The sequence below is a fragment of the Clostridium sp. CTA-1 genome (assembly GCF_054768215.1).
In genome coordinates, this window is record NZ_BAAAAP010000008.1 from 27,575 (window position 1) to 42,826 (window position 15,252).

Below are 15,252 nucleotides of genomic sequence, written 5' to 3' on the forward strand. Positions count from 1 at the left end.
ATATTGTTTTAAAGTAAAAAAGCCCCCATAAATAATTACATGAGAGTTTTTTCATTTATAAAATTGCATTTTTAAGTTTGTTATTATTTTTGTTTTTGTAATGCCACTTTCAATCCTAAAAGAATAAATATAATGACTGTTATTCTTTGTTATATACTTATCTTCCAAGTAATAGTTTAGCGGTAAATTGATCTGTTACTAGTGTATTAGCTATTTTCGAACTTAATGCTACATGTAATGAATTAAGTTTTCTTTCTCCACCAGCAACTAAAATACTTCTTTCTTTTTTCTTTAATTCTTCTAAATTTATTCCTACTGTTCTACTATTTATTTTTTCATCACATATGTTACCATTCTTATCAATAAATCGTGAACATACATCTCCAACTGCATACTTCTGAATACGCTTTTTTTCTTCTTCATTAAAATAGCCTAATCTAAATAATAGAGCATCATCTTCAACTGTACCTGTAGAAAAAATAGCAATATTAGCTTGCTTCCCCATTTTCATTACTTCATTTATATGGCTGTCTTTTTCTATAATTTCTTTTAGTTCTGGTGTGTCAAATATAACAGGCAATGGCAACGCTCTTCCCTCAGCATAAAATGCCTTTGCAAATAATTCATTTATCTCTGAAGCATATGTATTGCTACGAGTATGGCTTAGTCCACCTTTAAGTTGTACAATTTGAACATCTTTTAATTCTTTTTCCACTAACTGTGTGGCTACAGCATACATGGTTGTTCCCCAGCTTACTCCAATAATATCTCCATCTTTAACAATATCATGTAAATACTGCGCTGCCACGCGACCTATTTGATTTTTTATCTCATCCTCGTTATTTAATGGAGAATAAGCAATAGCGACTTCCTCTAAATCATACTTATTTTTTAAAGTTAAGGCTAAATCATCAGATATATCCATTGGATCATTAATTTTAATAGTAACGTAACCATTTTCCTTAGCATATTTTAAAAGTTTTGATACTGTAGGCCTAGAAATATTAAGTAAATTCGCAATTTCATGTTGACTATATTCGGATTGATAATATAATCTTGCAACATCTATACTTTGTCTGTCTTTATCTTTTAACATTGTTTAAATCTCCTCTTGTCATCACTGTTCCCCTAACTTCTTTTTTAAATCTAATATATATGTATTTTGCATTTTCTTTAAATCCATAAAAAAATAAGATAAAATCTTAATGATTGGATTTTTTATAAATATGTTTTCTACGAAAACTATCTTTGTTCCACCATTTTCTGTTTCTGAAAAATGTCCAGTCCAAAAACCAGTAAACATTTTATTTCCCATACTAAATTCATATTGGCTATACTCTTCCTTTTTAGTAATAAAAAATTTTGTGGCAATTCCATTAGGAGTATACTCAATAAATTCTTTTCCATCATTAATAATTTCAATTTTTTCAATATCGCTACGCCACTTATAGTCGTTATTATTAGTAACCACATTCCAAACAAATTTTATATCAGACTGAAGATGTGCTGTTACTTCTGCCGTTCTTGGTTTTCTCAAAATATTCAACTCCTAAATTTCAAATTTAGTCACATTAAAAAATAACAAAATAATATTTTTTCCTAAACTTTCCTGAATTTTAATATTATTATAACATATTATTTTAAAATTAATCCTAATTTCTTATTACTTTGCTACCAATTTGATATGTTGCTACTGATTAAAAAAAATTTATTTTTGCAATTCTACATATATTAAGTACATTACTCTATATAAAAAGACTAAGCCTATGTTGACTTAGTCCTATAAATTCCTTTTTACTTATTTATATACTTTAAACTTTCAATATATTATTTAGGTCTTAATCTATCTTTAAATATTGTTGCCACAATTTACAATATTTAATTCCTCACAGGATGTTGATCCATTTTCTATTGATTTTTTTCTAAGAATTAGATACAATTCAGCCTTTGTAGAATCAACATATGGATTTACAAATAATACACCTATTCCTAGAGCTAATGCCCCTAGTATATACCAACCCAAAAATGATAAATCAAGCACAAACATATCCCATTTCTCTCCATCTGTCATTTTATTACTTAACTGTATGGCTCTTTCAGCACCTATAGAAGGATTATCTGCCAATATATATGGTACCATGCTATATGCATAGGTCTTAACTATCCCTGGTATTACTAATAATAAAGTCCATAAAAATGTATAAATACTCCTTAATAACATTGTTACAAGCACTCCAAAATAGCTTCCTTCTTTAAAGCAATATCCAAGGTATCCCATATTAGTTTCCCCTTCTGCTGCTTTAATAAAGAATTTCCTTCCACCTACTTCAAGCATATATCCTACTACAACCCTTAAAATCAGCAAAATTATTGCTATAGATGCTAAAAACACTAACAGCTTTCCTGTCCAATTTACTAATCCTTCAAAGATTGTATTATCAAAGATAGCGTAGTCATCAGTAAATTTGTTAACATTTTTTTCTGCCTTTCCATAACTGTCTGCAGTTACAACACTTATAACTAAACTTACTAGAAAGGCTTTCCAGTAATTAAGCTTTAATATTCTTTTAGCTCTTTCTTTGATCTGCTCTCGTGTCCACATTTTATTGTTCTCCCTTATAAGTATTTATAATAAATTCCCAATATAATATTTATTCTATTTATAATATTTTAATTACCATATCCTTAATTCTCATATTACTTTTATAACCTTAAGTTATTATATATATTATTAAACTAATTCTAACTTGTGAAATGCATTTTCTTAATTTTATTTTACATATTGAGCTATATGATATACACTTTCCTCTAATTTCTTATCTACTTTATGAGCCTCATCTATATGATTTATAATTTGATCATTTGTTTCAGTAAGAATGTTGTCTACCTCATTTATTCCACTAAAAATTTTGGTTATATCTTCCTTCTGAGTATTAATTGTTTTAATTAGACTATCAGTGTCATCTTCAACCCTGTTAAATGAATCTAAAACTTCCTCTATTTTTTCAAGGGCTCCTTTAGAAGATTCTACACCTTCTGTAACTACTAATGTGCTTTTTTCCACACTACTTAAAACATTTTTAGTCTGAGAATCTATGCCACTAATTAAATTAGTTATATTACTACTACTTTCTCCTGTCATTTCTGCTAATTTTCTAACTTCATCAGCAACTACCGCAAAGCCTTTACCCTGTTCTCCTGCACGAGCTGCTTCTATAGCGGCATTAAGAGCAAGAAGATTTGTTTTTGAAGCTATTCCACTTATTAATTGAGCTATTTCTCCAATTTCTTTTAGTTTTTCACCCAAAGCATTAATATTTTCATATGTATCCTTTGTTTCTATATCAAGATTCTCAATTACTTTAACCATGCCCTCAATTGATTTTTTACCTTCTAAGGATTTGCTTACAGTATCTTTTGTAATCTCCAACAAGCTTTCTCCTTGACTAAAAAGCTTATCTGTTGATTCATTAGTCCTCTCGGTTAAATTTGATACTGTTGCCATATGGTTTTCAATCTGCTTTGCTAATTTTTCAAGTACCTCATGTTCACCATTAACTTTATTATGCTGCTGTATTATTCCCTCTATTTGTACAGTCATTTCCTTTAGAAATTCCATAGTATCTGTGGTTTCAACTTCATGTTTTTCTTCAATAATAACTTCTTGGTCAATGGTATCATTTTTACTATTTTTTTTACCAAAAATATTTATCATAATATATTCCTCCTAGTATTCCATACTTTCAATAATAAATTATCGAAAAAATTTATAAAAACTAAACATAAAATATAAAAGGAGGTATTCGACAAACAATACATATAAAATTATTATTTTAAATACTCTTTTTCAAACTCTAAATATCCCTTTTTTCTCAATTTACAAGCTGGACATTCTCCACATCCATCTGCTTTTATTCCATTGTAGCATGTTAAGGTTTCTTCTTTAACTATATCAAGAACTCCTAAATCATAGGCCATTTTCCAAGTTTCCGCTTTATTAATCCACATTAGTGGTGTAAGTATTTCAAATTCATAATCCATAGCTAAGTTTAATGTAACATTTAAGGATTTTATGAACACATCTCTACAATCTGGATATCCGCTAAAATCACTTTGTGATACACCAGTTATGATAGCATTTATTCCTCTTTGTTTTGCAAATACTGCAACAAAACTCAAAAATAATAAATTTCTTCCATCTACAAAGGAATTAGGTACTCCTTCTTTTGGTGCACTTTTATCAACAGTTATATCCTGCCTTGTTAGTGAATTTGGTGCTAATTGATTTAGTAAGTTCAAGTCTAAGATTTTATGTTCAATATTATGTTTTTTACATATATCCTTTGCACATTCTAACTCTAACTTATGCTTTTGATTATAATCAAAGGATACTGCTATAACTTCTTTATACCTTTTCTTTGCCCAAAACAAACAGGTTGTACTATCTTGTCCACCACTAAATACTACTATTGCTTTTTCCTTATTCATTTACTACACATCCCTTTATTATTTTATTATCATCTTAAAATCCACAAAAATCTTTGTTATAGTTATGCCTTTTAATACACTTCCTTTATATAAAATATTCCACCCTATGCAGGGTTTTTCAGCCTTGTACGAATCTAATATATTTATATTAATAAAACTCTATCCAAAACTAAAAACCTCTTTATTTTGTATAAAGCATCATTAATTTATTGCTTACAATTGTATCAGTATTAAATTTTCCTCTTAATGTAGTTGTTATAGTTTTAGTATTTGTCTTTTTTATTCCTCTAGTGGTCATACAGCCATGTTCACCTTCTATAATAACAGCTACATCCTCTGAATCAGTTATCATCTTTAGAATTTCTGCTATATCACTCCCAATTCTCTCTTGAAGCTGTAGTCTACGTCCTACCATATCTGCTATTCTTGCTATTTTACTTAATCCAATAATTTTTCCCTTAGGTATATATGCTATAGCTACTTTCATATTGTACATAAGTGCTAAGTGATGTTCACAATGACTAAATATCTCTATATCCTTCATAAAAACCATATCGCCTACATTATCGCTTACACATAAATCATCTTCAAAAGTTACATTAAACATTTCTGCGATTTCATCATTGGTATAGCACATACCCTTAAATACTTCTTCATACATTTTAGCTACACGTTTTGGTGTATCCTTTAACCCTTCTCTTTCTGGATTATCTCCTAATGCTATCAAAATTCCTTTTATGTGCTCTTCAATGGCCTTAACATCAATTGCCATATTACTACACCCCTTTCTTATTAGGATCCCATATAATCTTGTGAAGCTGCAGTTGTAAATTAACTCCATTCATTTTATTATTTTTCATAAATTCTACAATAGTATCTAAATTAATTTTTCCAAAAACAGGACTTATATATATATTAGTTGTATTCACTAAATTATATTTTTTTATTATTTCTTTAGCTTTTTCTAAGTCCTCTATACTACCAGATACAAATTTTACCGTGTCCTTATTAGTTAAATATCTAAAGTTATCTAATGCCATTTTATTTTCCATATTACTTGAAGGAAGCTTATAATCCATAGTGAAACTTGGTGAATTTTCTATATCTAAAAATTCGTCTAATAATACACTACCATTAGTTTCAATTTCCACATAAAGTTCTTTGTCCTTAGAAAGAACTTTTAGTAACTCTACTATTCCCTTTTGCATAAGAGGTTCTCCACCTGTTAGGGTTACATTTTTAATTTTTTGTGACTTAATATAGTCATATATATCTTTTGAACTAATTAATTCATAAGATACATCCTTTTCATTTGCCCAAAGTGTATCACAATAACTACAATTTAAATTACAACCTGCAAATCTTATAAATATAGCTAATTGTCCTGAGCGTCTTCCCTCCCCATTTATACTTACAAATCTTTCAACTACTTTAAAATCCATCTTAATTAACCCCACTTTCTTCGTAGGTAGCACTATTATTAGGAGTTTCATAAACTGTAGAACTTTTTACATTATATCCTTTATCTTTCATGGTTTTATAGAAAAATAATGCAAAATTTTCTGCTGTTGGTCTAAAATTAACTTCTATTATACGAAAACCATCTTCTCTTAATGAGTTTAGTGATTGTTCCCTCATAGTTCCCTTTTCTATTATCAATGCATGATCATAATAATCTACTATAGATTTAACATCTTTTTTCAAATCCCCAAAGTCTATTACCATTCCATCAAGCTGACCGCCTTGTACTAATGATTTTGACTGAACCTGAATTTCAACCTTCCATCTATGTCCATGAATATTTCCACATTTACCTTCATAACCTGCAAGAAAATGAGCACTATCAAAACTATGTTCCGCCTTTAAAATATACATGTTTTTCCTCCTAAATTTATTTTAAAAATTCCAATCCAAAGTAACAACATCCAATGGCTCCATTAAACTGAGGATCTTCTACTGGGACTATTTCTTCATAATCATTATTTAAATATTTTTTTATTGAATTATTTCTAGCGACACCACCAGTTAGAACTAATTTCTTATCTCTAAATTTACTTAAAAGAGGCTGTAACCTTTTATACAAAGAGTAGTTAACTCCAGCACATAATCTTTCTATTTGTACCCCTTCAGCTATTTTTCCAATTAATTCTGACTCTGAGAATACTGCACAGGTAGAATTTAAATCCACAGGATTTTCCGAGTACCTGCTCATTTCATCTAAAGATATTTCAAGGACATTTGCCATATTCTCTAAATATCTTCCACAGGAAGCAGCACATTTTTCATTAAGCTCCAAATCAGTAGCAATGCCTTTTTCTACCTTTACCACTTTAACATCTTGCCCACCTACATCTAAAAGTATAAAATTCTTTAGTTTACTTTGATAAATTGCTCCATAAACGTGAGCCTTTATCTCATTTATTGGTGTAAAAAGCTTTAAATCCGTATTATTTTTCCCATAACCCGTTGATATTGCTTTATCAATTCCTTCTATATCTAGTTTTTCTAAATCTACTATAACCTTGCCATTAAAGCTACAGTAATCTCTGTAAAATTTCATGGTACTTACTTTTTTCTTTTGAACTATAATACTGTTTTCCATTAAAACAATCTTAACTTCTCTACTTCCAAGATCTATTCCCAATAACCTCATTGATTCCGCTCCTTTAAATCTAATAACATATCAAGAAAAGCTTCCAATCTAAGCTTGGTTCTTGCATCTAATGTATTTAACTTGTCCCCTTCAATATTTAACATAGGAATACCTAGCTCTTTTTTTAATACTATATCTTCAACAGCTCTATGACAAAAAGCCTGAGTGTAATGGATTATAGCATCTATCTTTCTCTTTTCTATTTGCTTTTTCAATTCCTTAATTCTAAACTCATTATCATAAGGATAGGTGTAATTATAATACTGTTCAAATATATTTGCAGCTTCTATCCCCCTAGGAAAAGCAAATTCTCTTTGAACTTCGTTATATACAAAATGAGCATTTAATTTTTCACTAAACTCATATATATCTCCAGTCATTGGAGGAACTCCTATATAGCCTAATCTTAATTTTTTATTTATTGGCTCTCTTTTCTCCATACCCTCAATGACTTTTTTAAGGTGTTCTTCAAATTTATCTATATTTCCATTAAAGTCACTTAAGCTCACCTGATATAGATGGTTTTCAAAACCATTAACCTTATTATCTATATAAGTCATTTCATCTATTTTTTTTGCTAGCTTTCTAACTCTATTTAATATTTTTCTAACCTGTTCTACCTTATCCTCGTTAACATTGAAGATATCCATGAACTTTCTTATTTCAATTTCTACATCTTTTAAACTATGACTATGGGGAAATGAAAATGGATAAATTTTTATTCCTCTTAGTTTAAAAACCTCAATAAGAACTTTAGTATTAGAACAATCCCCCTCCATAACTCCAACTATTTCTTTAATATTATTTTCTAGACATGCTCCATAAATCCCCTTTATCCAAGCACATAAGCTTTTGGGGAAACCATCTCTTTCAGCTACGTCTATATATTTTAAATAATTCTCTGAAGTTATAAACATATTATTTAAATCTACTGGTGTATATCCTGCTGCAACAATAACTTCCACTGGCACTGTAGTTGTTAATCCTATTTTTTTCATTTTCATTCCTCCTTGTACTATAGATTTTTCAATCTTTACACTCATTTAGACTTGAAAACATCAAATAGTTATAATGGTTATGATAAATTATTATTTATTAGAATATTTTACAACTATTTAAAGTTCCCTAACTTGTAAGGTTTTTAAGTTATATTTGAACAATCTTTATAAAAAACAGCCTTATACTGTTACTGTTATATTTAAGTTAAAAAATTCATTAGATAAGACCTCTGCGTCCTTGAATAACAATTTCTAAACTTTATATAAATTTAAAATTTCACCTAAAATAAAAAATCATATTTGTGAATTTTTTGCAAATAAAAAAGGGCATTAAATGCCCATCAACAAAAAAACTACCTAAGGCGGTAGCTACGTCCTAGTTTTATTTATAGACAGGATGGTTACGAACTGTCTTTATTCTTTTTTACGATATAAGTTTACTATAGTACATTTGTTAAGTCAAGTTCACACCCATAAATAACCTAAAGATTACCATATTGAATTTATTCTTTTAAAACTTTCTTATGCAATTCTCCCAACAATTTCTCTCTAAACAATCTTACAAGTTATTAATTTGATATAATAAAATAGTCATTTCAAATTATGGGGGGGTTTATAGATTCATGAAAATTAATAGATTATTGGCAATTGTGGTCATGCTTTTAAATAGAGAAAAAATATCTGCATCAGAATTAGCTGAAAAATTTGAGGTTTCTGTAAGGACAATTTATAGAGATATTGAAGCAATTAATCTTGCTGGAATTCCTATAGTTTCTCAAATTGGAAATAATGGGGGATTCTACATTATAGATAACTATAAAATCAATCATCAACTTTTAACATTAGAAGATATGATTTCAATTATAGAAGCTCTAAAAAATATGAATAAATTTTTAGATAATAAAAATGTTGAAATGGCCATTGAAAAGGTAAAAAATATTGTTCCTAAAGAAAAAAAAGAAGTATTTGATTTACATTTTGAGCAAATGTATATAGATACATTACCTTGGGGCTTTAAAAAATGTGAAGAAGAAAACTTAAAATACAAGATTATATATGATGCTGTAGATAACAAAAACTGTATAGTCTTTGATTATAGAAACTCAAAAGGTGAATATAATTGGAGACAGGTAGAGCCATTAACTCTTGTTTTTAAAGGTTTTTCATGGTATTTATTTTCCTTTTGCAAATTAAAAAATGATTACCGATTTTTCAAATTATCAAGAATGGAAAATTTAACTGTTTTACATGAAAAAATTAATGAAAATAGAATTTCCTATAAAGAATATATAAATATTAGTGAGAGTGAACAAGTACCTATAAGAGTTGTATTAAAGTTTTCTGAAAGAGTTAGATATAGAATAGACGATTGTTTTGATAAAGATGAAATGAGGTTTCAAGAAGATGGTAGTGTAATTGTAGATACATATTTATTAGAAGATGACTGGACATATTCCATGATATTAAGTTACGGAGAATATGTGGAAGTACTTGAACCCAATCATATTAGAGAAATTATAAAGGATAAATGTAAAAAAATTAATGATATATATTCAAATATGACATAGTGTTGTCAAAGCCTTCCTATATAATACAAATATAAACATAAGGAAGGGGAATAAAATATGGAACAAAGATATTGTCAAAGTTGTGGAATGCCAATGAATGAAGAGCTTTATAGTACTGAATTAAATAATAAAAAAAATCATGAATATTGTATTTATTGTTATGAAAATGGAGCTTTTAAGCATCCAAATTTAACTATGGAACAAATGATAGATGTATGTGTACCTTTTATGAAAGAAAAAGGAATGAAGGAAGATGAAGCAATAGCATTAATGAAAAATTGTTTACCTAATTTAAAGAGATGGAGAAAAGAAGATATAATTACTAAAATAGTGGAAAAAGATAAAATGATAATAGTTGGAAAAGAAGTAAGAACAACTAACAAAAATGGTGCCTTTATGGCTGTAATTCCAAAACTTTGGGAAGAATTTCAAAATAAAAGACTTGGGGACAAAATATTAAATAAAGTAAATAAAGATGAGATTTTAGGTTTATATACTGATTATGAAAATAAAGAATTTGGCTTATATTCTTTTATGGAGGGATTTCAAGTTACAGATAAAAATTCTATACCAGAAGGTATGACATATAAAGTGATACCAGCTGGGAAATATTGTGTAGTAACAGCTAAAGGCAAAATGCCAGATAAAATAGGAGAAGCCTGGGGATATATATGGAATTCAGGACTTCAAAGAACCTATACAGGAGATTTTGAACTCTATGATAAGAGATATGATAAAAACGAAAATTCTGAAGTAGATATATATGTAGCCATAAAGTAAAGACTAACATAAAAACTTTTTATGATTTAGTACTTGATAATATTAAACAAGCTATCTTTAAAGTCTATCCTCCTTTTAAATTTTTTTCTTCTAATTTGTTAAACTTAGGCAAATTTACATGATTTATTTATTCTACACTAATAGTATATTCTTTTTTAATATTCACATACTATTAGTGTAGAGAGGTGATTTAAAATGGGTAAAGATTTTAGAAATAATTGTTTAAGGTTAGACCGAAAATAGTTTTAAAGTCTCCATGGCTTCACTAATCTAGTTGCCATAAAATATTAATACTTAAGTATTAATATTTTATGGCTTTAATTTTTTTATATTTCTCTACAGCTTGTACTCTATTAGAAACCTGAAGTTTAGAATATATATTAATCATATGAGTTTTTACCGTTGCTAAAGATATATTTAGTCTTTCTCCAATCTGCTTATTTGAAGCTCCTTCAAATAATATTTCCATCACTTCCTTCTCCCTTTCAGTTAAAAGTTCTGCTTTAATCTTTTCTGGTTCCATAATATCAATTAAATTTTTTATAAAATTATCTTCCTTAGAAGTTAATTCTATATCCTTGTCATTTTTAAGTTTTTTTATAATATTTAAAAGTTTTTCCCCTTCAAGTACATATGGCTTTAAATATCTATTATCAACACTATAATGAATAGCTTCTCTTAATAAATTAAATGTGGTTCTTCTACTTTCATTAAGTTCTTCTAATATTAATGTAAGCACAATTAATCCATCAACAAGATATATTTTAAATGATTTTTTTCTACTATATTCTAAGCATTTATATAAAATATCTTTAGCTTTTTCTTGTTCACCTAATATATAAATAACTCTTGCATAAGTAATCTTCTCATCAATTCTAATATAAATATTAGAATTCTTTTGTTGTTTTTCAAATAAAACCTTATATTCTTGTAAATTTTCATTTGAATAAATACCAGCTGATATGAAATATTTTATTCTTGCTGAATATAAATAAAGTAGTATATCTTTTTCTTTAGTTGTATGTATTGTTATAATCTTATTTGCCAGTTCTTTACCTTTCTTTTTATCTCCCTTTAAAAATTGAGATTCCATCAAATTATATAAAATTCCTCTATCTGCAAACTCATAGCCATCACAAAAAAAATCATTTATCAATTTAAGTTCTTCTTCCGATTTTTGTATTTCAAATCTTTTCATATAAATTCCAGCTATTCCTAAATGATACATAAACATTAAATTGCTTAATATAGGCATTTTATCAAGCATTTCTTTCATATCTTTAAGGATACATTCTGCCTTATAGAGTTCACCTAATTCCTCTAAAGCACATGCTTTAATTGATTTACTGAAAAAACTTATATATGATATATTATATTTTTCACCTATACTATTGCTTTTATCTAAGTAATATATAGCTTTATCAAGATATCCTTGTGCAAAAAATATATAACAGCTATTTAAATATATTATAGCTTTTGTTATCTCACTAAAATTAAATTTTTCTATATATTGTAAATTCAATTTTGCATCTAAAGAAGAATCATATATGTATATTTTAAAAGCATTAATAACTTCAAACCATTCTCTTTCCTTTATCTTATTATCTAATATATCTATCAAATTCTTACATTCATTTACTTCCAAATTTACAAAATGATAAAATAATCTTTGAAGAGTTAACTCCTTACTTGTAATTAGATATTCTATAGGAATTTCTTTTAAATAGGACCATACTTCAATATTTTGTGCATTATTTTCTATTTCTATTAAAACTTTATCATAAGCTTTTATTTCTAATAAATGTTTTATGGCTTCCTCAATATTCCCTTGTTTCTTAAAAGCCTCACATGCTTTTAAATTTAGTTTTATCTGTTCATCTTTATTAACCTTTGAAAAAGTAAGATTTAAAAACTCCTTAAACAAATGGTGATATCTATATATTTTTCTCTGTTCATCTATAATAATTACAAATAAATTCTTATATATTAAAGAATTTATTATTTCTTCTGCATTTTTTGTATTCAAAATATCATTGCATAATTCTATGTTGAAATAATTTAAAATTGAAGTTTTTACTAAAAAATTTCTTTCTTCTTCACTAAGTTGTTTTAAAATTTCTTCTGTCAAATATTCTATTACATATTTATTTAATACACTTATATCACTAAATATATTATCCTTTCTACTTTTTAAAGCCAACGAGATAAGCTGAATTCCTGCAATCCATCCCTCTGATATATTAAATATTTTATCTATAATATCTTCTGTAAGTTCAATATTCAATGTATTTTTTATAAAACTTAAACATTCCCCTTTTGAAAATCTCAAACTTTCCTCTTCAATTTCTAAAAGTTGTCCCTGTAATCTTAGTTCGCCTAAATATAAAGGAATCTCTTCTCTAGTTAAAAAAATATAATGTATATTATTAGATGAATATTTAATTAAATATTCTAAAGTTGAATTCAAAAATTCATCTTTTATATAATGAAAATCATCAAATACTATAAAAATATCCTCTCCCTTAGCTAATTCATTAACTATATAAGGAATAACATTAAATATTTCATCTTTTCTTATAAAAGTATTAAAAGTATTAGTAAGCTCTTTTCCATTATCCTCTAAATACTTCTTTAATATTTCAATAAGATAATACCAAAAGGATTTCCATTGATTATTTTCTTTATCAAGACTTATCCAATTTACATCACTTAAATTTTTATCCTTTATAAAAGAAGAAAGCAGTGTGGATTTTCCACTACCTGCTGCTCCTTTTATTATTGTAATTTTATAATCTTTTATATCCTCTAATTCTTTTATAATCTTTTCTCTTTTAACATAATTCTTTCTTGGCATTGGACTAATAAGCTTAGTCCTTATTAAGTTTACTTTGTTGTCCATATAATCACCTGTGAAATATTTTGTTACTTTCAAATAATTCGCAACAAAATAAAGTTACTTTTTTATTTGTCCCATAGCTATTATCTGCGATACTTAATTATACTATATATCTAATACTGTAGTAAATTAATTTAATATTTTCCTGTTTTCAAACTATTTTTCGTCATTAAACTTGCCAATGTAAATAATACTAGTATTAAGATAACAATATAACTTAACTCAAGTTTATAACTTAATATATTTTTACCATTTTCTATCCCTTGAACTAAAATTAAATAGCTCTTCTGAGGCAGTATATTAATTATTATATCCAAAATTTTATTATTATCTGAGAATGAATAAAAACTTCCTGAAAGAATAGAAGTTAATGTAATTATTACTGATCCAAGCATAAGACTACTCTCTAAATCATCAATAGCAGAAGTAATAAATAAGGCAAAAGCGGTTCCTAGAAAAGTTATTATGCTCAAAAGTATAGCTAAATTACCATAACTAAAACCTATATCAACATTAAACACTGCTTTTGCTATTACTATAGCTAAAAATACAGGCATATATATTATAATAAAATTAAATATTCCCTGTGCTAATAAATACTTTCCCTCACTTACAGGAGAAATTAATATTCTTCTAAAGGTTTTAAAATCTCTATCTTCAGGATACATTACCATAAGACCTACAGATTGAATCAAAATAATCATTATTAAAAATCCTAATATATTAGTACCTACCCCTCTTTTTTCTCCTATATCTATGTTCTTATTTATATTTTGTGGTGCCTTTAAATAATTTTTTATTGTGTTTTTAAATTTATCTCCCTTTATAGTTGTAATCTCAATTTTACCATTTCCTTTATACTCTAACACTGCATCATACTTGTTTAATAAAAGCTCCGACATCTTAGGCTTTTTATCTAATACTTTTACTTTTAAATATTTTGTGTTTAAATTTGCAGATTTATTTTCAGAAACCACTGCTATTGTACCTTTAATTTCCATTTTATCTGTAAAATAAACCGCCGCCATAATCATAAGTGGAACAAATATTATTGTATTTATAATAATTGATTTTTTAGAAATTATCCTATAAAAATTATTTTTTAATATAGTAAACACACTCATTATATATATTCCTCCGGTTTAAAAGTTATTTGACAAAGAATTATAAATATAAGTGAACTGCCAATACAAATGGCTATAGCTGGCACAAACATTGAAAAATCCTTATCATAAATTATTTTAAATATACATTCACTAATCCACTTTACTGGTGATATGTAGGAAAGCTTTTCTACTGTTTTTCCAAGATTATCCACCGGGAAAAATAATCCACCTAATAATGCAAGTAACATGTCTATTGGAGATAAAAACTTATTAGTTGCCTCTTCACTTTTAAAGATACAACACATTGAAGCTCCAAAAGAACACATTAAAAGATTAAATGAAATTAATAAAGCAATTATATATATAAAATTTTCTCCTCCCAAGTTTATTCCTAAAATATATTTTTCTATAATGAGTATTATAGTAAAAAGCACTGATGCAAATATAAATGTTGAAAATATTTTGGATAAAAATATTATAGTTTTAGAAGTAGGAGAATATATTAACCTTACATTGCCCTTTTTAACCTTCTTTTCCATAAAAGTATTTGAAGCTGTTAAAGCAATATATAATACAGTAAAAATAATCATTGTAATTCCATAATAATCATAGGATGTTACCCCTTCACCTCCATAATTTCCATTTGCTATAAATCCAAACAAACCTATAAGAACCAATGGATAAATTGTGTTATATAGAACAAGTATAGGATTTTTTAATATATTTATAATATCAATCTTTATAACTTTTAATAAATTCATAA

General features: G+C 26.9%; 15 protein-coding genes. 2 read left to right on the forward strand and 13 right to left on the reverse strand.

Annotation, left to right across the window (positions count from 1 at the left end; genetic code table 11):
* Positions 1-157: 157 nt before the first annotated feature.
* The 10 genes from ACYUEW_RS08245 to ACYUEW_RS08290 all read right to left on the reverse strand — a co-directional run bounded on the left by ACYUEW_RS08245 (position 158) and on the right by ACYUEW_RS08290 (position 8,139).
* Entirely contained in the window at positions 158-1,096 is a 939-nt protein-coding gene (locus ACYUEW_RS08245) for a sugar-binding transcriptional regulator (protein WP_257411806.1), read from the reverse strand.
* A gap of 21 nt (positions 1,097-1,117) precedes the next feature.
* Complete coding sequence (locus ACYUEW_RS08250; protein ID WP_003486351.1) at positions 1,118-1,537, reverse strand: hypothetical protein; 420 nt, start codon at positions 1,535-1,537, stop codon at positions 1,118-1,120.
* Positions 1,538-1,849: 312 nt separating this feature from the next.
* Entirely contained in the window at positions 1,850-2,602 is a 753-nt protein-coding gene (locus ACYUEW_RS08255) for a DUF975 family protein (protein ID WP_191598128.1), read from the reverse strand.
* 168 nt (positions 2,603-2,770) lie between these two features.
* The gene (locus ACYUEW_RS08260) at positions 2,771-3,715 is read right to left on the reverse strand and encodes a methyl-accepting chemotaxis protein (protein WP_003486355.1); all 945 of its coding nucleotides are present in this window, start codon (positions 3,713-3,715) and stop codon (positions 2,771-2,773) included.
* 113 nt (positions 3,716-3,828) lie between these two features.
* A complete protein-coding gene (gene queC, locus ACYUEW_RS08265) occupies positions 3,829-4,488 on the reverse strand; it encodes a 7-cyano-7-deazaguanine synthase QueC (RefSeq protein ID WP_460276561.1) in 660 nt (219 codons plus the stop codon).
* A gap of 181 nt (positions 4,489-4,669) precedes the next feature.
* Positions 4,670-5,260 (reverse strand): GTP cyclohydrolase I FolE, encoded by a 591-nt coding sequence (gene folE, locus ACYUEW_RS08270; protein ID WP_257411803.1) that lies wholly within the window; start codon positions 5,258-5,260, stop codon positions 4,670-4,672.
* A gap of 4 nt (positions 5,261-5,264) precedes the next feature.
* A complete protein-coding gene (gene queE, locus ACYUEW_RS08275) occupies positions 5,265-5,930 on the reverse strand; it encodes a putative 7-carboxy-7-deazaguanine synthase QueE (RefSeq protein WP_043031865.1) in 666 nt (221 codons plus the stop codon).
* Position 5,931: 1 nt separating this feature from the next.
* The gene (queD, locus tag ACYUEW_RS08280; protein WP_003486363.1) at positions 5,932-6,363 is read right to left on the reverse strand and encodes a 6-carboxytetrahydropterin synthase QueD; all 432 of its coding nucleotides are present in this window, start codon (positions 6,361-6,363) and stop codon (positions 5,932-5,934) included.
* Positions 6,364-6,379: 16 nt separating this feature from the next.
* Complete coding sequence (locus ACYUEW_RS08285; protein WP_460276562.1) at positions 6,380-7,141, reverse strand: acyl-CoA dehydratase activase; 762 nt, start codon at positions 7,139-7,141, stop codon at positions 6,380-6,382.
* The gene (locus tag ACYUEW_RS08290; protein ID WP_460276563.1) at positions 7,138-8,139 is read right to left on the reverse strand and encodes a 2-hydroxyacyl-CoA dehydratase family protein; all 1,002 of its coding nucleotides are present in this window, start codon (positions 8,137-8,139) and stop codon (positions 7,138-7,140) included. Before ACYUEW_RS08290 ends, ACYUEW_RS08285 begins: the two co-directional genes overlap by 4 nt.
* A gap of 623 nt (positions 8,140-8,762) precedes the next feature.
* On the opposite strand from ACYUEW_RS08290, the gene ACYUEW_RS08295 reads away from it, so the two are divergent.
* Both ACYUEW_RS08295 and ACYUEW_RS08300 read left to right on the forward strand, forming a co-directional pair.
* A complete protein-coding gene (locus ACYUEW_RS08295) occupies positions 8,763-9,707 on the forward strand; it encodes a helix-turn-helix transcriptional regulator (protein ID WP_460276564.1) in 945 nt (314 codons plus the stop codon).
* A gap of 57 nt (positions 9,708-9,764) precedes the next feature.
* Positions 9,765-10,487 carry an effector binding domain-containing protein gene (locus ACYUEW_RS08300; protein ID WP_460276565.1) on the forward strand — a complete coding sequence of 241 codons (723 nt, stop codon included), beginning with the start codon at positions 9,765-9,767 and terminating at the stop codon, positions 10,485-10,487.
* 301 nt (positions 10,488-10,788) lie between these two features.
* Here ACYUEW_RS08300 and ACYUEW_RS08305 read toward each other — a convergent pair whose 3' ends face one another.
* From ACYUEW_RS08305 to ACYUEW_RS08315, 3 genes are all read right to left on the reverse strand, one after another.
* Entirely contained in the window at positions 10,789-13,386 is a 2,598-nt protein-coding gene (locus ACYUEW_RS08305) for a LuxR C-terminal-related transcriptional regulator (protein ID WP_460276566.1), read from the reverse strand.
* Positions 13,387-13,517: 131 nt separating this feature from the next.
* On the reverse strand, positions 13,518-14,507 hold the full coding sequence (locus tag ACYUEW_RS08310) for an ABC transporter permease (RefSeq protein ID WP_460276567.1): 990 nt from the start codon (positions 14,505-14,507) through the stop codon (positions 13,518-13,520).
* A complete protein-coding gene (locus ACYUEW_RS08315; protein ID WP_460276568.1) occupies positions 14,507-15,250 on the reverse strand; it encodes an ABC transporter permease in 744 nt (247 codons plus the stop codon). Before ACYUEW_RS08315 ends, ACYUEW_RS08310 begins: the two co-directional genes overlap by 1 nt.
* Positions 15,251-15,252: the final 2 nt, after the last annotated feature.